The organism is Pseudomonas silensiensis (assembly GCF_050434865.1).
GTDB classification, from domain to species: Bacteria; Pseudomonadota; Gammaproteobacteria; order Pseudomonadales; family Pseudomonadaceae; genus Aquipseudomonas; species Aquipseudomonas fluorescens_W.
Map to the genome: position 1 here is coordinate 69,971 of NZ_JBNDJH010000006.1, position 19,860 is coordinate 89,830.

The 19,860-nt window shown below is 59.0% G+C and carries 15 protein-coding genes; 9 read left to right on the plus strand and 6 right to left on the minus strand.

The window, feature by feature from the left end:
* The first annotated feature begins 2 nt into the window (after positions 1-2).
* From QF010_RS10685 to QF010_RS10720, 8 genes are all read left to right on the plus strand, one after another.
* Complete coding sequence (locus tag QF010_RS10685) at positions 3-797, plus strand: carbon-nitrogen hydrolase family protein (protein ID WP_429533095.1); 795 nt, start codon at positions 3-5, stop codon at positions 795-797.
* A gap of 48 nt (positions 798-845) precedes the next feature.
* A complete protein-coding gene (gene pqqF / locus QF010_RS10690) occupies positions 846-3,278 on the plus strand; it encodes a pyrroloquinoline quinone biosynthesis protein PqqF (protein ID WP_429533096.1) in 2,433 nt (810 codons plus the stop codon).
* A gap of 155 nt (positions 3,279-3,433) precedes the next feature.
* Positions 3,434-3,508, plus strand: coding sequence for a pyrroloquinoline quinone precursor peptide PqqA (gene pqqA, locus QF010_RS10695; RefSeq protein ID WP_009045898.1), 75 nt, complete (start codon positions 3,434-3,436; stop codon positions 3,506-3,508).
* A gap of 75 nt (positions 3,509-3,583) precedes the next feature.
* A complete protein-coding gene (gene pqqB, locus QF010_RS10700) occupies positions 3,584-4,495 on the plus strand; it encodes a pyrroloquinoline quinone biosynthesis protein PqqB (protein WP_429533097.1) in 912 nt (303 codons plus the stop codon).
* A 32-nt stretch (positions 4,496-4,527) separates the two neighbouring features.
* Positions 4,528-5,280: a pyrroloquinoline-quinone synthase PqqC gene (pqqC, locus tag QF010_RS10705; protein WP_033056233.1), complete on the plus strand. Its 753-nt coding sequence runs from the start codon at positions 4,528-4,530 to the stop codon at positions 5,278-5,280.
* A complete protein-coding gene (pqqD, locus tag QF010_RS10710; RefSeq protein WP_008024193.1) occupies positions 5,277-5,552 on the plus strand; it encodes a pyrroloquinoline quinone biosynthesis peptide chaperone PqqD in 276 nt (91 codons plus the stop codon). The genes pqqC and pqqD overlap by 4 nt, the downstream gene beginning before the upstream one ends.
* Entirely contained in the window at positions 5,545-6,699 is a 1,155-nt protein-coding gene (gene pqqE, locus QF010_RS10715) for a pyrroloquinoline quinone biosynthesis protein PqqE (protein ID WP_429533184.1), read from the plus strand. Before pqqD ends, pqqE begins: the two co-directional genes overlap by 8 nt.
* Positions 6,665-8,491 carry a S9 family peptidase gene (locus tag QF010_RS10720; RefSeq protein ID WP_429533098.1) on the plus strand — a complete coding sequence of 609 codons (1,827 nt, stop codon included), beginning with the start codon at positions 6,665-6,667 and terminating at the stop codon, positions 8,489-8,491. The genes pqqE and QF010_RS10720 overlap by 35 nt, the downstream gene beginning before the upstream one ends.
* Before the next feature lie 65 nt (positions 8,492-8,556).
* Here the strand turns inward: QF010_RS10720 and QF010_RS10725 are convergent, their stop codons facing one another.
* Together QF010_RS10725 and QF010_RS10730 are read right to left on the minus strand one after the other, a co-directional pair.
* The gene (locus QF010_RS10725) at positions 8,557-8,715 is read right to left on the minus strand and encodes a YqaE/Pmp3 family membrane protein (RefSeq protein WP_007904205.1); all 159 of its coding nucleotides are present in this window, start codon (positions 8,713-8,715) and stop codon (positions 8,557-8,559) included.
* Between the two features lie 209 nt (positions 8,716-8,924).
* A complete protein-coding gene (locus tag QF010_RS10730) occupies positions 8,925-10,208 on the minus strand; it encodes an aspartate aminotransferase family protein (protein ID WP_429533099.1) in 1,284 nt (427 codons plus the stop codon).
* Between the two features lie 169 nt (positions 10,209-10,377).
* Here QF010_RS10730 and QF010_RS10735 point away from each other — a divergent pair, with 169 nt between their 5' ends.
* Positions 10,378-11,307, plus strand: coding sequence for a LysR family transcriptional regulator (locus tag QF010_RS10735; RefSeq protein ID WP_033056237.1), 930 nt, complete (start codon positions 10,378-10,380; stop codon positions 11,305-11,307).
* A 227-nt stretch (positions 11,308-11,534) separates the two neighbouring features.
* On the opposite strand, the gene QF010_RS10740 is transcribed toward QF010_RS10735, so the two are convergent.
* From QF010_RS10740 to QF010_RS10755, 4 genes are all read right to left on the minus strand, one after another.
* The gene (locus QF010_RS10740) at positions 11,535-13,313 is read right to left on the minus strand and encodes an acyl-CoA dehydrogenase C-terminal domain-containing protein (RefSeq protein WP_033056238.1); all 1,779 of its coding nucleotides are present in this window, start codon (positions 13,311-13,313) and stop codon (positions 11,535-11,537) included.
* A gap of 187 nt (positions 13,314-13,500) precedes the next feature.
* Complete coding sequence (locus tag QF010_RS10745; protein WP_429533100.1) at positions 13,501-15,297, minus strand: acyl-CoA dehydrogenase C-terminal domain-containing protein; 1,797 nt, start codon at positions 15,295-15,297, stop codon at positions 13,501-13,503.
* Positions 15,298-15,387: 90 nt separating this feature from the next.
* Entirely contained in the window at positions 15,388-16,677 is a 1,290-nt protein-coding gene (locus tag QF010_RS10750) for a GGDEF domain-containing protein (protein WP_429533101.1), read from the minus strand.
* 150 nt (positions 16,678-16,827) lie between these two features.
* Positions 16,828-18,906, minus strand: coding sequence for a cytochrome-c peroxidase (locus QF010_RS10755; protein WP_429533185.1), 2,079 nt, complete (start codon positions 18,904-18,906; stop codon positions 16,828-16,830).
* Positions 18,907-19,860: the final 954 nt, after the last annotated feature.

Genomic DNA, 19,860 nt, shown 5'->3' on the forward strand with positions numbered 1-19,860 from the left:
AAATGCGCGTAGCCCTTTACCAATGTCCACCGCTGCCCCTGGATGTCGCAGGTAATCTGCAACGTCTGCACCAATTGGCGCTGGAGGCCAAGGGCGCGGATTTGCTGGTGCTGCCGGAGATGTTTTTGACCGGCTACAACATCGGCCTCGATGCCGTCAGCGTGCTGGCGGAAGTGCACAACGGTGAGTCGGCGCAGCAGATCGCGCGCATCGCCAAGACGGCCGGGATCGCCATTTTATATGGCTATCCCGAGCGCACCGAAGACGGTCAGATCTACAACGCCGTGCAGTTGATCGACGCCAATGGCGAACGCCTGTGCAACTACCGCAAGACTCACCTGTTCGGCGACCTCGATCACTCGATGTTCAGCGCCGGACCGGATGAGTTTCCGCTGGTTGAACTCAATGGCTGGAAGCTCGGCTTCCTGATCTGCTACGACCTGGAGTTCCCGGAAAACGCCCGACGCCTGGCCCTGGCCGGCGCCGAGCTGATCTTGGTGCCGACGGCGAATATGATTCCTTACGACTTCATTGCCGACGTCACCGTCCGCGCCCGGGCCTTCGAAAACCAGTGCTATGTGGCTTACGCCAACTATTGCGGCAACGAAGGCGAGATCCAGTATTGCGGCCAGAGCAGCATTGCCGCACCGGATGGCAGCCGCATCGCCCAGGCGGGCCTCGATGAAGCACTGATTGTCGGCGAGCTGGATCGTCAGTTGATGGTCAATTCCCGCGCCGCCAATCGCTACTTCCTCGATCGCCGCCCCGAGCTTTATGGCGAGCTGAACAAGCGCTGAGCCCTCGTTATCCGCTAGCATTAGCGCTTCTCTGCTCTGGAAGTGCTCATGCCTGCGCTGAATCACCCTCGCCCTCACACTGAAACCCTGGCCAACGGTCTGCGGGTGACGCTGCGTCATGCTCCCGATTTAAAGCGCAGTGCTGCGGCGTTGCGCGTCGCGGCGGGCAGCCATGACGTGTCGCTGGCCTGGCCCGGGCTGGCGCACTTTCTTGAACACCTGCTGTTTCTCGGTACAGAACGCTTTCCCGCAGACCAAGCATTGATGGCCTACGTCCAGAGTCATGGCGGTCAGGTGAATGCGCGGACCAGCGAACGCACCACGGATTACTTTTTCGAGTTACCGCCTCAGGCGTTTACCGGGGGACTGGAGCGCCTATCGGACATGCTCGCTCATCCGCGTATGAATCCGGACGATCAGCGGCGGGAACGGGAAGTGCTGCACGCAGAATTTGTCGCATGGTCTCGGGATACGGCCGCTCAGCAGCACTTCGCGCTGTTCGACGGCCTTTCAGCGGCGCATCCGCTGCGGGCGTTCCATGCCGGCAACCGCTACAGCCTGCCGGTGCCGCAACCTGAATTTCAGCAAGCCTTGCAGAGTTTCTATCAGCGTTTTTATCAGACCGGGCAAATGACCTTGAGCCTGACCGGGCCGCAGAGTCTCGATGAGTTGAGGGCGATGGCTCAGCGCTTTGGCGCTGCTATTCCCATAGGGGAAAAGGTCCCGCAACAAGCGCCTCCATCGCTGATGGACTCTTCGGACAAAAGTTATCAACAGGCTGGAGCGCGTCGACTGGATCTGCTGTTTGCCTTCGAAGCGTTGCCCGATTCATCGCCCGAGGCGCTGGCATTCCTGTGTCATTGGCTGAACGCCGCGAAACCTGGCGGTCTGCTGGCGCAATTGCGCGAGCGCGGGCTGGCTGACAGCCTGAAAGCTGCGCCACTGTATCAATTCGCCGGCCAGGCTTTGTTGCACATCGAGTTCACGTTGCCTGCCGACGCGGCGCCCAACGGGATCCGCGAGCAGCTACTGGATTGGCTTGGATTCTTTGCCTCACAGCAACCCTGGACCGGTTTGCGCGAAGAGTACGCCGCCCTGCTCCAACGCCAACAGCAAGTCAGCGGCGCCCTGCAACTGGCTCGACTGGACAGCGAACAGCGTGAAACAGAGTTATCCGAATCGGGCCTTGCAGCCCTCAAGGAAGTCCTGGAACAAATCGGCGCTGTGGATAACTTCACCACCCAATGGCAACTGCCTACACCTAATCCGTTTTTACGCGCCGAGGCTCCGGCCCCGAGTGCCGGACTGATCCGCGGCCAGACCAGCAAACACCGAGGCTTGCGGACCTTTGCCCAGGATCGCTCACGCGGTCGTCGTGAACGGTCACCCATGCAGTTCAGTCAGGCGTTGCCGGATAACAGTGCCGAAGGTGCCGTTTACCTGCGCTGGCGTCTGGACTCGGCACCTCGCAGCAACCTTCAGGCGAACCTGGAAAACCGCCTTCAGCCGTTGCGTGAAGACGCTTGTCAGGCAGGTGTCGATTTTTCCTTCAGCGCATCGGGCAATGAATGGCTGCTGAAAATGACCGGGCTACAGGAGCCGATGCCGACCGTCCTCGAACATGCGCTGAAAGAACTGACAACACCTGATGCCGGTTTCTCGCAAGAAGAGCCGCCGAGCGCTGCATTGATGCCGATTCGACAGTTGCTTAAAGCGCTGCCCGATCATTGCCTTGAGCGCACCGCTGACTCGGACGACTTGGCTCGACTTTGGTCGAGCGCACGCTGGGATGGTCTGGCGACCGGCCTGTCCGCCCAGACACAAGCGGCGATGGGCCTTGCCTTGAGTCGTGTGCCCGGTACTGCGGACAATCAACTCACGCCGCCCTCGCTGATAAACGCGCAGCATCTCTGGAGCGCTGTCGACACCGGGTCCAGCGAACACGCGTTGTTGCTCTTCTGCCCGACGGCAACTGCGGACATCGCTGATGAAGCCGCCTGGCGCTTGCTGGCTCACGTCTGCCAGATGCCGTTTTACCAACGCCTGCGGGTAGAACTGCAGCTCGGTTATGCGGTGTTCAGCGCCCTGCGGCAGATTCATGGGCAGACCGGATTGTTGTTTGGCGTGCAATCACCCAGCGTTGCCCCTCTGGATCTGCTGGAACACATCGAACATTTCCTGAGCGGATTGGCCGGGATGATCGAAGACATCAATGACGAGACTTTCATCGACCAGCGCCAAGCACTGGCCGATCAATTCGATAGCGCGGCACTGCCCAATGCGCAGGCTGCCGAACTGCTCTGGCAGGGCAAACTGGCCGGCCGCTCGTCGGATTATCTGGAGCTTCTACCTCAGACGATTCTGATGATTGACCGCGAAACGTTACTGGCCGCAGCACAACGACTGAATCAGGCCGAAGGCGGTTGGCGCTGTCTGGCCAGCGGACCGTGCCCGGCCTCGCCTTGGCAAGCGGCAAAATGATCATTACCGGTGCTGCAATTAGCTTTCTCAAAGATTCCAGGCCAATCGCTGTGTAATTTTGAGTAACATAGCCACCTAACTATCTGAACATCTCCAGCTGGAGGTGGACTATATGTATAGATCTCAACTGTCCCATCACCTGAAGGAGCGCTTCTATGTCCTGGTCCAAACCTGCTTACACCGACCTGCGTATCGGCTTTGAAGTCACCATGTACTTCGCAAGCCGCTAATCTTTTTGTAGCGCAGTGCAACGCCTCGGCTCGCCGAGGCGTTTTTATTTTCAGTTTTCGAATGATGGAGCGGCCATGTTTGTCCAGATTCTAGGTTCCGCCGCCGGCGGTGGTTTCCCCCAGTGGAACTGCAACTGCGTGAACTGCGCCGGTTTTCGCGATGGCAGCCTGAACGCCAAGGCGCGGACCCAGTCGTCCATCGCGATTTCCGATAACGGCGTGGACTGGGTGTTGTGCAACGCATCGCCGGACATCCGCGCCCAACTCCAGAGCTTCGCCCCCATGCAACCGGGCCGCGCCCTGCGCGATACCGGCATCAACGCGATCATCCTGATGGACAGCCAGATCGACCACACCACTGGCCTGCTCAGCCTGCGCGAAGGTTGCCCGCACCAGGTCTGGTGCACCGACATGGTCCACGAAGACCTGAGCACCGGTTTCCCACTGTTCACCATGTTGACCCACTGGAACGGCGGGCTGACCTGGAACCAGATCGAGCTCGACCGCAGCTTCACCATTCCGGCCTGCCCGAGTCTGCGCTTTACCCCGCTGCCGCTGCGCAGCGCCGCACCGCCGTACTCGCCGCACCGCTTCGACCCGCACCCCGGCGACAACATCGGCCTGATCGTTGAAGACCTCAACACCGGCGGCAAACTGTTCTACGCCCCGGGCCTGGGCAAGGTCGACGCACCGCTGCTGGAGATCATGGCCGGCAGCGATTGCCTGCTGGTGGACGGCACGATGTGGGATGACGACGAAATGCAGCGCCGTGGCGTCGGCACCCGCACCGGCCGGGAAATGGGTCACCTGGCACAGAACGGCCCCGGCGGCATGCTGGAAGTGCTGGAGCAGCTACCCAAACAGCGCAAAGTGCTTATCCACATCAACAACACCAACCCGATTCTCGATGAGGATTCGCCGGAGCGAGCAGAACTGGCTCGGCGCAATGTTGAAGTGGCTTACGACGGCATGAGTATTGTGCTGTAGGTATTTGCTCCCACAGCTCCCGGAGAACCGAAATGACTGACACAGCAATGCCCCCCGCCGAGTTCGAAGCGGCGCTAAGGGCCAAAGGCGCCTACTACCACATCCATCACCCGTATCACGTGGCGATGTACGATGGCCGGGCGACGCGCGAGCAGATCCAGGGCTGGGTGGCCAACCGTTTCTATTATCAGGTGAACATCCCGCTGAAGGACGCCGCGATCCTCGCCAACTGCCCCGACCGCGAGATCCGTCGTGAGTGGATTCAGCGCCTGCTCGACCATGACGGCGCCCCCGGCGAAGACGGTGGCATCGAAGCTTGGTTGCGTCTGGGCCAGGCCGTCGGCCTCGACCCGGATCAGCTACGTTCGCAGGAATTGGTACTGCCCGGCGTGCGATTTGCCGTCGATGCCTACGTCAACTTCGCCCGCCGAGCCAGTTGGCAGGAAGCCGCCAGCAGCTCGCTGACCGAACTGTTTGCGCCGCAGATCCACCAATCGCGCCTGGACAGCTGGCCGCAGCATTACCCGTGGATCGACCCGGCTGGTTACGAGTATTTCCGCACCCGCCTGGGTCAGGCACGTCGCGACGTGGAACACGGCTTGGCGATCACATTGCAGCACTACACGACGCGGGCCGGCCAAGAGCGCATGCTGGAAATTCTCCAGTTCAAACTGGACATTCTTTGGAGCATGCTCGACGCCATGAGCATGGCCTACGAACTGAAACGCCCGCCGTATCACAGCGTGACCGAGCAACGGGTCTGGCATAAAGGAATCACCTTATGAGTTTTGATCGCAGCAAGACCCCGACCTGGCGTCCCGGCTACCGCTTCCAGTACGAACCGGCGCAGAAAGGTCATGTGCTGCTCTACCCGGAAGGCATGATCAAACTCAACGAAAGCGCCGCGTTGATCGGCGGTTTGATCGACGGCGAGCGTGACGTCGCGGCGATCATCGCCGAACTGGACGCGCAGTTCCCCGGCGTGCCCGAGCTCGGTGACGACATCGAGCAATTCATGGAGGTCGCCCGTGCTCAGCACTGGATCGAACTTGCCTGATTCCGCGTCAGACAAGTTACCGCCCAAACCGGAAATCGGCCTGCCGCTGTGGCTGCTGGCCGAGCTGACCTATCGCTGCCCGCTGCAATGCCCCTACTGCTCCAATCCGCTGGACTTCGCCGAGCAAGGCAAAGAGTTGAGTACCGAGCAGTGGATCAAAGTGTTCCGCGAAGCGCGGGAGATGGGCGCGGCGCAGCTGGGCTTCTCCGGCGGTGAACCGCTGGTGCGCCAGGACCTCGCCGAGCTGATTGCCGAGGCGCGCAAGCTGGGTTTCTACACCAACCTGATCACCTCCGGCATCGGCCTGACCGAGCAGAAAATCAGCGACTTCAAGAAGGCCGGCCTGGACCACATTCAGATCAGCTTTCAGGCCAGCGACGAGCAAGTGAACAACTTGCTGGCCGGCTCGAAAAAGGCCTTCGCCCAGAAGCTGGAAATGGCTCGCGCGGTGAAAGCCCACGGTTATCCGATGGTGCTGAACTTCGTGACCCATCGGCACAACATCGACAAGATCGACCGGATCATCGAGCTGTGCATCGCCCTTGAGGCGGACTTTGTGGAACTCGCCACGTGCCAGTTCTACGGTTGGGCGCAGCTCAACCGGGTCGGTCTGTTGCCGACCAAGGAACAACTGGTTCGCGCTGAACGCATCACCAATGAATACCGCGCCAAACTCGAAGCCGAAGGGCATCCGTGCAAGCTGATTTTCGTCACCCCTGACTATTACGAAGAACGCCCGAAAGCCTGCATGAATGGCTGGGGCAGTATTTTTCTGACGGTCACGCCGGACGGAACTGCTCTGCCCTGTCACGGTGCCCGACAGATGCCGGTACAGTTTCCCAACGTGCGCGACCACAGCATGCAGCACATCTGGTACGACTCGTTCGGCTTCAACCGCTTTCGCGGTTACGACTGGATGCCCGAGCCGTGCCGCTCCTGTGACGAGAAAGAAAAAGACTTCGGCGGCTGTCGCTGCCAGGCGTTCATGCTCACGGGTGACGCGAGCAACGCCGACCCGGTGTGCAGCAAGTCGGAACATCACGGCGTGATCCTCAAGGCCCGCGAAGAAGCCGAGCACGCGACCCAGACCATCGAACAACTGGCCTTTCGCAATGAACGAAATTCACGACTCATCGCTAAAAGTTGAACCCTTCAGCGCTGCCAAGGCTGTTGCGGCCGGCATCGACTTCGCCGAGTTGCAAGTCAGCCAAAATGGCTTGTTCTGGAACGAATACCGCCCCGAGGACGCCGCCTGCCGAATCTGGCATTGGCGTGACGGCCAGGCGCACTGCCTGACGCCTGTGGGCTTTAGCGTGCGCAGTCGGGTGTACGAATATGGCGGTGGAGCGTTCTGTCTGACCGATGACGGGATAGTGTTCGTCAACGAGGCGGACCAACAGCTGTATCGGCAGTCACTGGCCGGCGAGACGCCTGAGTTGCTGAGCTCAGGCGAATGCCGATACGGTGATCTGCAGTTCGCTAACGGGCAGGTCTTGGCGGTTGAAGAAAACCGCGACCGGCATCGTCTGGTGGCTATCGATGTGGCTGACGGTGTACGTCATCCGCTGGCCGAAGGCGCCGATTTCTATGCCGCGCCGACATTAAGTCCCGACGCGCAACGACTGGCGTGGATCGAGTGGAGCCGCCCGGATCAGCCATGGACCGCGACTCGTCTGATGATTGCAGAACGCCAGAGCGATGGCAGTTTTGCTCCACCGCGTTGCGTGGCTGGCGGAGACGCCGAGGAATCGCTGCAACAACCGAGGTTCGATACCCGCGGCCGTCTGTTTTGCCTGACAGATCGCGGCGGCTACTGGCAGCCTTGGGTGGAATCGGCAGACGGTTTGAGTCCGCTACCGAGTGCCGCCGCTGATCATGGCCCCGCGCCGTGGCAGCTGGGTGGCTGCACCTGGTTGCCACTGAGCGAAGGCCGCTATCTGGCGAGCTGGACCGAAGACGGGTTTGGCAAACTGGGTATTTGTGCTGACGCCCGTGAAGATTTCACGGGCGATTACAGCCGCTTCCGCTCTCTCGCACTGGATGAGCAGTTCATTTACTGCATCGCCGCTTCGCCAGTCAGTTCGTCGTCAGTCGTTGCCATCGACCGCCAGACCCGGCAAGTCAAAATACTGGCTGGCGGTATTGCACCGTTGCCTGCCGAACAGATCAGCGTCCCGCAAACCTTGCGTTACCCGAGCGGTTCGGGCGAGGCGCACGGCTTCTTCTACCCAGCAATGACCGGTGACGCGAAACCGCCGCTGGTGGTGTTTATCCACGGCGGCCCGACATCGGCTTGCTACCCCATGCTCGATCCGCGTATCCAGTACTGGGCGCAACGCGGCTTCGCCGTGGCCGACCTCAACTACCGCGGCAGCAGTGGCTATGGCCGGGCTTATCGGCAAGCATTGCATTTGAGCTGGGGCGAAGTGGATGTGGAAGACGCTTGCTCCGTCGTCGCTCATCTTGCCGAACGCGGACTGATCGACGGCAACCAGGCGTTTATTCGCGGCGGCAGTGCCGGTGGTTACACCACCCTGTGCGCATTGGCCTTCCACAACGTCTTTCGCGCCGGCGCCAGCCTGTATGGCGTCAGTGATCCTGCGGCACTGGGCCGGACGACTCACAAGTTCGAAGGCGATTATCTGGATTGGCTGATTGGTGATCCGGTGCAGGATGCCGAACGCTACGCCGCTCGAACGCCGTTGCTGCACGCGGGCAACATCAGTGTTCCGATGATTTTCTTTCAGGGTGAACTGGACGCAGTGGTGGTGCCGCAACAGACCCGCGACATGGTCACGGCGCTAGAGGACAACGGCATTCTGGTTGAAGCGCATTACTACACTGACGAACGCCATGGCTTTCGCAAGGCCGGCAATCAGGCCCATGCGCTGGAGCAGGAGTGGTTGTTTTATCGAAGGGTGATGGCATTGGCGGACTGAGATCGCAACGTTCCATTCGCGGGCATGGCTTGCCCGCGAAAGCCATCTATCTGACGCCGCGAAACTCAGCGTTTGGCGATGATGTACACCGCATGCACGATCCCGGGGATGTAACCGCACAACGTCAGCAGAATATTCAGCCAGAACGCCCCGGCGAAACCGACTTGCAGAAACACACCCAGTGGCGGCAACAGAATGGCGATGATGATGCGAATAAAGTCCATGGGGTCAGCTCCTGATTAAAGTTGGCTCGTGTGAGCCATACAGCTAATCGACCTTTGCCGTTTGTCAGGGTTCAGTTCTGTGACTTCCGAGCACCCAACCATCGCGGTGAATTTCGCAGACAAAAAAACGCCCCACGCCAAAAGAGTCAGGCGTGGGGCGATGCGTTATACCGCGAGACGGTTCGGGAATTCGTGTAGGGCGGGTCTGATCAGACGGCAATCCCTTTGCGGCACTGCAGTTGCGCAGTGCGCACGCGGGAGAAGGCGCGGGCCAGGCGCAGGAGCATTTCGTCGATGTTGGCTTTGCTGACGGTCAGGGCCGGGGTAAAGCGCAGGCAATCGGGCTGCGGAGCGTTGAGTAGCAGGCCTTCGTACAACGCCGCCTTGACGACGGCGTCAGCCGATTCGTCGGACAAGGTAAGACCCCAGAACAGTCCTTGCCCGCGCAGCTCACCGTGACCATAGCGATGGGATAAACGCTGCAGACCTTCGCTCAAGTGCTGACCGGTTTCCCTGACATGATCAAGAAACCCCTTGTCCTGCACGCTGTCGAGCACGGCAAGCCCGGCAGCTGTCATCAGCGCATTGCCATGATGAGTACCTGTCACTTCGCCGACCTCGAAACAGCAGGCCTTGCCCCGCGCCAGCAACGCCGCCAATGGCACGCCACCGCCCAGCCCTTTGCCGAGAACAACGATATCTGCCCACACGCCGTAGGATTGTTCGGCGAGTAAAGTGCCGCAACGACCGATGCCGGTTTGCACTTCGTCGAAGATCAGCAGAATGCCCAGCTCACGGCACAGGCGCTCGACCCCTTTGAGGTAATGCTCGGTGGCCGGTATCACCCCGGCTTCGCTCTGGATCGGTTCGAGCATGATCGCCACGGTCTGGGCGTCGACGGCCGCATGCAAGGCCGGAAGATCATTGAACGGCACGTGACTGAAACCCGGAAGCAGCGGCTCGAATCGGTTAGTCAGATTCGAACTGTCCGACGCCGAAATCGTCCCCAGACTACGACCATGGCAACCGTTGTTGGCAACGATGATCCGCGAAGCCCCGCCGCGATGCCGTTGGCCCCATTTACGCGCCAGTTTGATCGCCGCTTCACAGGCTTCGCTGCCACTGTTGAGCAGGTACGCCTGATCACTGCCGGTGCTGGAGCACAGTCGCTCAGCTAGATTGAGCATGCCGCGGTTATGCAGGCCATAACCGGGGTTGATCAGCGACTGCGCCTGCGCCGCGATGGCGTTGACCAGCACCGAAGGGCTGTGTCCGAGGCTATTGGCCCCGCCACCCTGCGAGAAATCCAGATAAGCGCGGTCATCGCTGTCCCACAACCATGAGCCCTGGCCGCGCACGAATATCTGTTTCGGTCGCTCGACACTGGGCATCAGGCACTCGCTGGAAAGATTGTCGCCTTTGGACGGCAAGAAGGTGCCTACTGCCAGGTCATCAAGACTCGGAGGAGTTCGCCGCAGATTAAACAGGTTCATCTGATCAAACCTCGTGTGAGGTTTTTTGCCTTACCTATGTAAACACCCTCGAAGCAAACGGTATTCATCGCGCTCTGTGGCCCTGTAAGCCTTGTGAATGCGGTTAGACTAGGCTCAGGCGAGGCCTTGGGCCATTTCGATTTCCCAGCATTTTCGATAAGCGTTACTTATGGATTTCAAGCAACTGCGTTATTTCGTCGCGGTCTACGAAGAAGGTCATGTGGGCCGGGCTGCCGAGCGGCTTTCAATCTCCCAGCCGGCACTGTCCCAGCAGATCCGCCACCTCGAACAAAACCTTGATGTGAGCCTGTTCGAACGCAGCAGCAAACGTCTGCTGCCCACCCTGGCTGCTCATACTTTGTACAACCATGCCCTGCCCTTGCTGGATGGATTGCAGCGGGCACGGGAAGCGTTGGGCAACTTCAAGGGCCAGGCGCTGCGCACGTTGGCCATCGGTGTATTGCAGACCGTCCATACCAGCCTGGTGCCGCAGATGCTCGAACGCGTGCGCAAGGCACAGCCGCATTTAGTGGTGCAGATCTATGAACTGACGGGGCTGGAAATCGAGCGGCGCTTGCTCAACGGCTCTCTGGACATCGGCATCAGCTATCTGCCGCCTCGTCAGCCGGGGTTGCACGGCGTGATGCTGTACGAAGACGAGCTGACCCTGGTCATCCCGGCGGATCACCCGTTGCGGGAATTCAAGAAAGTCTCGATGAGTCAGGCCGCCGAATTGCCGATGTTGCTGCTGGGTGAAGAGTTTCAAGTGCGACAGATCTGGCAGGCGCAACTGGCCAATCTGGGACGACGTCCGCAGGTACAGGCAGAACTGAACAACATGGCGGGGATTCTCGACAGCCTGCCGCACACGCGACTGGCGACGGTGCTGCCCGGACGCTCGCAACAGGCACACGGCAATAAGGAACTGTTGTGGAAACCACTGAGTGAGCCGAGGGTGCCGCTGAAAGTTGGCTTGGTGTGTCGGGATGTGCAGCGGCAACAGGCTTCGCTGGCCTTATTGCGTACGTTGCTGGAAGAAGTGATGAATGGCTCGGTGGGGCGTTTAAGCAGCCCGGCAACCCTGGATGAAATGAGCTGAGCACTTTTCTGCAGGCAAAAGAAAACCCCGCCGAAGCGGGGCTTTGCAGACTGTTTCCCTGACATCCATTTCACTCCGCCGTCCTGGCAGAATCCTACGTGTCCGTGTTGTTGCTTTGCGCTTCCTGCGCGACGTCCATGTGAAGTAGATTAGCTGTGGATCCAATCTGCATCTATGGGAGAAAAGCAGCACGTCATGTAAGAGATTGCTTACATGACGTTACAGCGTCAGAACTGTCCTGCGTCCAGCAGGAACAAGGACTCGCTGCCGGCCTTCACCGACGCGCTCAACGAGTGAATACGCGGCAGCAGACGTGCGAAATAGAAGCGCGCCGTGCCCAACTTGCTCGCGTAGAAATCGTCCTGGGCCTCTTTGCCAAAAGCGGCCTTGGCCATCAGTGCCCACATGTACGCATACGACACGTAACCGAATGCTTGCAGATACTCGACCGAGGCAGCGCCGATTTCGTTCGGGTTGCTTTTCGCCCGATCCAGCAACCAGGCGGTCAGTTCGTCGAGGGTGGTCACGGCATCGTTCAGCGGTTTGGTGAACTCGGCCAGATCAGCACTGGCAGTCGCGGTGAAATGACGGATCTCGTCGGCAAACAGGTTGTAGAACGCCCCGCCCGTGCCGACGATCTTGCGCCCTACCAGGTCCAGCGCCTGAATGCCGTTGGTGCCTTCGTAGATCTGAGTGATGCGCACGTCGCGAACCAGTTGCTCCTGGCCCCACTCACGGATGTAACCGTGGCCGCCGAAAACCTGCTGGCCGTGAATCGTGGTTTCCAGGCCCAGGTCGGTCAGGAACGCCTTGGCCACCGGGGTCAGCAAGGCCACCAAATCTTCTGCGCGTTTGCGGGTCGTGGCGTCTTCGCTGAACTTGGCGGTGTCGAGTTGCATGGCCACGTACGTCGAGAAGGCACGGCCGCCTTCGTTCGAGGCTTTCATGGTCAGCAACATACGACGCACGTCCGGGTGGACGATGATCGGGTCAGCAACCTTGTCCTTGTTCTGCGCGCCAGTCGGCGAACGGCTTTGCAGACGGTCGCGGGCGTATTCGACGGCGTTCTGGTACGAGCGCTCGCCGCTGGCCAGGCCCTGAATACCAACACCCAGACGTTCGTAGTTCATCATGGTGAACATCGCCGCCAGGCCTTTGTTCGGCTCGCCGACCAGATAACCCACGGCCTCATCGAAATTCATCACACAGGTCGCGGACGCCTGGATGCCCATCTTGTGTTCGATCGAACCGCAGGTCGCCGGGTTGCGTGCACCCAAGCTGCCATCGGCATTGACCATGAACTTGGGCACCAGGAACAACGAAATACCTTTCGGCCCCGCCGGTGCGTCTGGCAGTTTGGCCAGTACCAAATGAATGATGTTCTCGGTCAGGTCGTGCTCACCGCCAGTGATGAAGATCTTGGTGCCGCTGACTTTGTAGGAACCGTCGGCCTGAGGCTCGGCCTTGGTGCGGATGATCCCCAGGTCCGTGCCGGCGTGTGGCTCGGTCAGGCACATGGAGCCGGCCCAGACGCCGGCGTACATGTTCGGCAGGTATGCGGCTTTCAGCTCTTCGCTGGCGTGGGCGTTGATCGACAGGCAGGCGCCGGCGGTCAGCATTGGGTACAGGCCGAACGACAGGCTGGCGGAGTTGACCATTTCTTCGACCTGAGCCGAAACAGCCTTGGGCATGCCCATGCCGCCGTAGGTCGGATCGCCGCCGACACCGACCCAACCGCCTTCAGCGTAAGTCTGATACGCCTGTGGGAAACCTGCCGGCGTGGTGACGGCACCGTCCGCCCAATGGCAACCTTCTTCGTCAGCCGCACGGCTCAGGGGCGCGATGCTTTTGCTGGTGACCTTGCCGGCCTCTTCAAGAATGGCTTCGACCGTTTCAGCATCGACAGTCTCGGCCAGCGCTGGCAGCTCGGCCCAGAGTTTGGCGACCTCGAAAACTTCATTGAGGACGAAGCGCATATCGCGCAGGGGCGCTTTGTAGTCAGCCATGGCAAACCTCGCAAGATCTAAACAGGTGATTCGTAGGAGTGGTGCTTTCGTTGGGTTTGAGTGTAACCCAACAACTTTTACGACACATAGGGTCAGCTCATGACCGTTTTGTTATTTTTAGTCACTGGAAAGCGAAGCATTAAAGAAGCCCGCAACTAGGCGGGCTCTTTTACGTCGACTTGAAACACTATAGTGCGAATAACTCCGCAGGCAGGTTCATCAGACAATCGCTGCCCGCCTCGATGCCCGCCCGATGAGCCGCCGTGCGAGGCAGCAAACGCTTGAAGTAAAACTCGTTGGTCGCCAGTTTTGCCTGGCAGTAATCGGCATCGCCACTGCCCGAATCGAGCTGCGCCTGAGCGACCAACGCCATGCGCAGCCACAGATAGCCGAGGATGATGTAACCGCTGTACATCAGGTAATCCACCGAAGCCCCGCCGACTTCATCCGGATTTTTCATCGCCGCCATGCCGACCTTGGTGGTCACCTCTCCCCACTGCTGATTCAGGTCGTTGAGCTGCGCCACGTAGCTGGCGAGTTGCGGATGTTCAGCGTTCGTCGCACAGAATTTGTGAACGATTTTGGTAAAGCCGCGCAGCAATTTTCCTTGGCTGCCGAGGACTTTTCTTCCAAGCAAGTCCAGCGCCTGAATGCCGTTGGTGCCTTCGTAGATCGGTGCGATCCGGCAGTCACGAACCAACTGCTCCATGCCCCACTCGCGGATAAAACCGTGACCACCGAACACCTGCATGCCGTGGTTGGTCACTTCCAGCCCGGTATCGGTCATGAAGGCTTTGCAGATCGGCGTGAGGAACGCCAGCAGGTCTTCGGCATCCTGACGCGCCGTCTCATCCGTACTCAGATGTGCCACGTCCAGCAACTGCGCAGTGAAATAGGTCAGCGCCCGGTTGCCTTCGTTGAAGGCTTTCATCGTCAGCAACATCCTGCGCACGTCAGGATGAACAATGATCGGATCGGCAGGTTTATCCGGTGCTTTCGGGCCGGTCAGCGCGCGCATCTGCAGACGGTCGTTGGCGTACTTGATCGCCCCCTGAAAGCTCGCCTCCCCCAGACACAAACCCTGCATGCCGGTGCCGAGCCGCGCGTGGTTCATCATGGTGAACATGCAGTTCAGGCCCTTGTTCGGCTCGCCGATCAAGAAACCCTTGGCCTCATCGAAGTTCAGCACGCAGGTGGCCGAGGCCTTGATGCCCATTTTGTGTTCGATCGAGCCACAGGAAACGCCATTACGTTCGCCCGCCTCACCCTCGTCATTGGGTAGGAATTTAGGAACGATAAACAACGAAATTCCCTTGGTGCCTGCCGGAGCGTCCGGCAGTTTCGCCAGCACCAGGTGAATGATGTTTTCACTCATGTCGTGCTCGCCGGCGGAGATGAAGATCTTGCTGCCGGAGATCGCGTAGCTGCCGTCGGCCGCAGGCACGGCGCGGGTTTTGATGATGCCCAGGTCGGTGCCGCAATGGGCTTCGGTCAGGCACATGGTGCCGGTCCATTGGCCGGCGGTGAGTTTGCTCAGGTAAGTCTGTTTCTGTTCTTCGGTGCCATGGGCGTGGATTGCCGACATTGCACCGTGAGTCAGGCCGGGGTACATGCCCCAGGAGGTGTTGCTGGAGCCGACCATTTCGCTGATCACCAGCCCCAGTGAACTCGGCAAACCCTGGCCACCGTAAACCGGATCAGCCGCCAGACCGTGCCAGCCGCCTTCAACGTATTGTGCGAAGGCCTGCTTGAAGCCTGTAGGCGTAGTCACCACGCCATTGTCGAAATGGCAGCCTTCTTCGTCGCCGCTGCGGTTCAGCGGTGCGAGAACGTTCTCACAGAATTTTGCACCTTCTTCGAGGATCGCATTGACCATGTCCGGGCTGGCATCGGTGGCGCCCAGCGCGGCGTAGTTGCTGTGAAAATCGAAGACGTGGTCGATCAGAAAGCGCATGTCGCGCAGGGGAGCTTTGTACTCAGGCATGGTCATTTCTCCGGCAGCAGATTCCCCAAACCTACTGCCGCGCCCCCGGCCTCACAATCACAGTCCAGACGCTGAATGCGCCATCATCACTCAATCAGTAGCGGCGTCCATGCGCACCGCGCCACGACGGGTCTGACCGAACGCCACCACACAGTTTCGACCGGCACCTTTGGCACTGTAGAGCGCCTCGTCCGCGGACTTGAGCACTTTTTCGGGGGTGCGCTGCTCCAGTCGTTCGGCCACGCCGATGCTGACGGTGACCGACACACTTGAAGCGCCCGAGCCCGCGCGACGTTGACGACCTTGCTGGTCGTCCTGAGGACGGCTGTCCTGATTGCGCAGTTGAATATTGTAGGTGGCGATGGACTCGCGGATGACTTCCAGGTGCGGCATGCACTCTTCGAGGGTCTTGCCTGCGAACACCAACGCAAATTCTTCTCCGCCGTAGCGATACGCCCTACCGCCTCCGCCGATTTTCGACAGCTTGCTGGCAACCAGTCGTAGTACCTGGTCGCCGACATCGTGACCGTGGGTGTCGTTGAATTTCTTGAAGTGATCGACGTCGCTCATCGCCAGCACGTAATTGCGCCCCAGCCGCTGCATCCGCTCGTTCAAGGCGCGGCGGCCCGGCAGACCGGTAAGCTCGTCGCGGAAGGCCATTTGATAGGCCTCATGGGCGACCGCTGCGGCAATCATCAACATCACCTGACTGCACATGATGTTCAGGGTGAACGGCAGGATGAAGGTTTTCGGCAACATCCAGAACAACCCGAGCAAACCCACCAATTGGGCAGCATGCAAGGGTCGCGGGTTGCGCCAGTACTGCCAGGCGAGCAGCACGAAAGAGGCGATGAACACCGGATACGACAACTGGATCAGGCTCATCCACGCGCCATGCAGTGCCGGCCAGCGGATTTCCGACAGCCACATCAATAGCGCCTGCGGGTAACTTTGTTCCAGCCCCAACGCCACGCTACCGAAGGCCAGCAACACAGCGAAACGCGCCACCATGTCCTGGAACAGGTGGGTGCGCTCCTGCCAGGCGGCGAACACACCAAATAGCAGCGGGAGCAACAGGCAGCACAGATGGAACACCACAGCGGCGTCTTCGCGAACCTTGCCATTGTCACGGTAATAGTCGGTCTGGGTGTCGAGCAGGAAGTAGGCGATGTACACGGTGACCATCAGAAACAGTTCACGCTGACGTCGGTAAACCGCGCAGTAAGCACCGCCGAGCAACAACACCAGGGTTGGCAGTACGTTGAACAGCGAGGTGAAAAAGACGTTCAGGTCCTTCACGTACGCAGCCGCCAGCCCCGCGAGCAACAGCAGTAATGACGGCAGGAAATGGCTGAAACGTACAGCGGAAGAACGCGGCAAGGGTAAAGCTCCGACCCGTCATATCAATAGATGGCATTGTGCCCACCAACTGTAACGGCAGAAACGCCGGCTTACTGAGCGATTTGCCAGGTTTTTTTAGCAGGTGCGTGTCTGGCCGCAAAAACAGCGCGGCCAGTCACGGTCGTTCAATCAAAGATCGTTGTAGAACGGCAGCAACGGTCCCTCTTTAACTTTGCGACCTTCTGCACCTACGGGTTTGAGCGTCATTAGCGCATCCATCGCCTGTCGGGTGGTTATCTTCGGATTGACTGGCCGTATCGTCACGGAGTTTTCGTCACCCACCTCGCCTTGTGGAATGACCAGCGATGGATGATCGAATGGTGCCTGCTCCCAGGCGACTCGCGGATCGGTCAACCCGACCTCCATGAACTTGACCAGAGCATCCACTTCATCGGGAGTCAGGTTCAGCGCTGTCATGTCTGGATCGAGGTTCGATGTGTTGTGCTGATTCACACTCGGATGATCGAATCCGCTGGTGTTGTTCGCCTCCGAGCCGCGCCGGTCGCCGCCCCGGTTGTAGAACTCCATGACCTGTTTGAGCGTCGCGCGGCTGCCATTGTGGAAATAAGGCCCGGTCAACGCGATGTTGCGCAGGGTCGGGGTCTTGAATGCACCATCAACCGCATCGTGGAAGCCCACATTGGGCTTGAGCGTCGGGTCGCAGGGTATTCCCGCACTCAGCAGCGCTTCAAAGGTGCACACATCAACGTCCAGCGGATCCGGCACACTTTTGCCTTGCAGTTGGGTGTTGTATTCACGAGTGAACGACAGCGGGTTGCCCCACGCGTCCGATCCGCCGAGTGCCAGGTCCTCTGACGTCGGGCGCACACCGGTGTTGTAGAAGCCGTTGTCGTACAGCGCGATCAGGTTGTCAGCCATCACCATACGTTCGATCCGCTCACGGGGATGGAACAGCAAGCGGCTGGCGGCATTGGTCAGTTCCGCGCCGCCGTGACAACTGATGCACTTGCCTTTGCCAAGGAACAGATTCATCCCCTGGACTTGCTGGGCATTCATTGCCTGTTGATTGCCTTGCAGGTAGGCATCCAGCGGTGCCTGGTCGGAAACCAGGGTGGATTCGTACATCTGGATCGCCAGCCCAAAGAACAGCGAGAAGTTGGCTTCCATCTGGGTATAAGGAGCGTCGCCGAGTGAAACCTGCTTTGTGGCGTTCCAAAGTCGAGGATAAAAAGCCGCCTTGATCAATTCCCTGTAGGTGGGCCGGCGGGCATCGGAAACGGGGCCGAGCACCGAATCGGTGGGTGAAATCCTCTGCTGTTTAAGCATCAGCGTATCGAGCATGCGCCGTCCAATGTCTGCGAAGGTGCGACCGCCGCAGGACATTTCAACCGGGCTGCCGGGTGGGCCCACAGCCTGAGAGGCGGCAGACGCATCGTTGAGCGCCAACCGAACCTTGGTCGCCACCCCGCTGCGGTCGCTGGTGACGAAAATCCCGGCGTCAGGGTCGCGATTACCGAACGGCGAGAAGCCGTTGAACACGTTATTGGCCCGACCGTCCCAGAAGTTGCGAACGTTGAACGCGGCATTGATCACTGTCGGAGCGTTGCGTCCCGTGCTGCGCCGCACGTTGATGCCATCCACCTGGAAGATACCGTCCGGTTGCTGCGTGCACTTGTCGAAACGCCGTTGCTTGGGTTTGACGAAGTTGGCGTCGAACACCCCTTGCGAGCCAATCACATCGTCGGTCGAGTAGACAATCGGCGAATTGCGATCCAGCGGATCGGCCAGCACATGGGTAGGGAAGTCGGTTTTCTTGAGCGTGTAGTTCGGCCCGCCCTTGCCTGCGGACAAGGTCGCGTAAGAAGAGACGTCGCCTGGAATATCGGCGGCTACGAACGGCTTGTTGAAGATCGACGCAACGTTTGCATGGGTGCTGGCCTGGCCCGGGTTGATCTGGTTGGTGATCCGGTGATCGACCCCTGCGTGAAAGTGGCAGGACGCACATGCCGTCGAGCCATCGCTACCGATCTCCATGTCCCAGAAAAGCGCCTTGCCCAACATAATCGCTGCCGAACGATTGAGTACATAGTCGGTCATCAGGTCGACTTTGCGCCCGCCCTCTGTTCCCGAGGGGTCAGGCGGTGTCATCCCATGCAGCGACTGCAGGCTGGGCACATCCGGCGCGGGCGTGACGACCTCTGGCGCTGTAGCGGCAAAAGCGCCGTTGCAAGCCAGACTGACTGCGATCAGGTTACCCGCGATCACGCAGGTCAAGCGGGGAGTACGAAGGATGCTCAAGGGTTTTACCATGATGACATTCTCGATTCAGTACGGAGTAGCCGGGCTCCGGGATTTTCCTGTTACGAGATGAACTCACGGCCATGAATCGTGCTGCTCGCACGAGCCATTACACCAACTCGAAGTTGGGTACGACGCGGCGAAGCCGAACTGGCAAAGTACTCTCTTGGCTCAGGTTTGATAGAAACGCTTTTTTGTCGCGCCGGCGAGAGCGCTTAACTTCACTCTAGCTGTAACAAAAAATTTCAAAAGCGGAAACGAATATTTTTTTCTGTCAGGTGTTAGTTATTTTGTGTTAATAGCAGCCCCTCTCAAGTGCGACTAACCCCCCTCAACTTTGGTGTACCTCCACCCCCACTTCCGGGTTATATCCCCCAACGGTTATCTAAATACAATCAACAAAACAAATTAATATCAATACTTACAATCACTTATGCATAACAATCATCTATGTAAACCCTGGCAAAGTAATTGCTAACTCAGTAGCAAAGGGCGCCCGCTATTTAATCTCCCGGCACGCCAGATCCACTTACTCAGTACCTACATGATTAACCCCCACTTCACGCGTGTACAAGTTACACTGCGTGAGCTATGTATTTTATTTAACATCAATACAAAAAAGTCTTATGACTAACACCTAAATACATTTCTCTTGCAATGTTATTCCGCCCGGAGTAGGTATAGACAATATTTCTCATTCAGCACTTAGGATCAAACTCACCCAGTGAGTAACTGCACGTCATTTCATACACTCCCAAACTTGGGCATATATCCCCCCCTATGCTGGGGGTATTTATTCAATAGTGTTCTCCGCAATACCATCCTTGGCCGCGCAGCCCGCATTCTTAGTGCGCCGGCGATTGTTTGTGTCTAATTGTTTCAAACCGGCACAACAACTGCTTT